Below are 1099 nucleotides of genomic sequence, written 5' to 3' on the forward strand. Positions count from 1 at the left end.
GCCGTCACGGCTACCCAGCTCCACCAGCGCACGGTTGCTGCTGTCGATGATCTTGCCGTAGCTGTCCACCCGCAGCCCGCTGCCGTGTGCATCCAGCCGTCCATCCACCTGCAGGCGGTCACGCGCGGCCAGGCGGATGCTTCCCACCTGCTCTCCGCCGGCGTCGATGGTGCCGAGCACATGCAGGCTGCCGCCATCGATGCTGAGCGCAACGTTGCGCGCCTTCAGCGTGTCGGTCACGGTCAGGTCGCCCTGCTTGAGCTGGAAGCTGCGGGTACCGAAGAAGCCGCCCGCATCCAGCTGGCGATTCAAGCCGGCGAAGTCGGAAAGCTGCTGCGCGCGCAACAGCAGTTCGCCGCTGTCATAGGGCACGGTGCTGCCACCGGTGGCCTGGCGACCACTCGCGCTACCACGCAGGGTCCCGGCCAGGTCGATGCGGCCCGCGTTCTCGCCCAGCGCATTGGCGGTGATCCGCCCTGCGCGGTTGTTCGATGCCGAGACGTCGATGCTCGAGCCAGCGGCGGCCAGCACGTTGCCCTGGCGGGCGGTGAGTTCAACGTCGCCGCCCCAGCTGTACTTGTCCAGATCGTCCACGCGGATGCGGCGCCCGGCCAGGTCGATGCGGGCGTTGCTGCCCAGCACCACGTCGCCGTCCGCCCTGGCCTGCAGGCGGCCCGAGGCCAGCGCCACGACGGAGTCGATCAGGATATTGCGTGCCTGCAGCCCCAGTTCGGCGCCCAGCGCTTCGTGCCCCTGGGTCTGGCAGGCGCCGCTGATGCGCAGATCACCCCCGCTGCGTACCTGCAGGGTGCTTCCCGCCGCGCCGGTCAGCAGCGGTGCCTGGATGTCCAGTGCGCCGCCGCTGTACTGCCAACCCGTGCCGGCCTGGTAGGCGCCCTGGGCCTGGTAGACATCCAGCGTGCCCTTGCCGGCGAACTGCACCTGCTGCGTGGCCCGCAGCGAGACGCCGTCGAAACCGAGCACCTGGCGGTTGGCCGGCACTTCCGAACTGGGGCGTGTATAGGGCGCGCGTCCGAGGATCAGCGAGCGGGTGTTGAGCTCGAGCTGTCCATGGCCGAGCCGATCGACCATCGCCGCG

General features: G+C 69.9%; 1 protein-coding gene. It reads right to left on the reverse strand.

What is annotated here, in order from left to right; genetic code table 11:
- Positions 1-1099, reverse strand: a 1099-nt coding sequence (locus ACZ6S8_RS39680) for a hypothetical protein (RefSeq protein WP_469463283.1), incomplete at both ends; no start/stop codon positions are given.

The sequence above is a fragment of the Streptomyces sp. NPDC048461 genome, assembly GCF_055587105.1.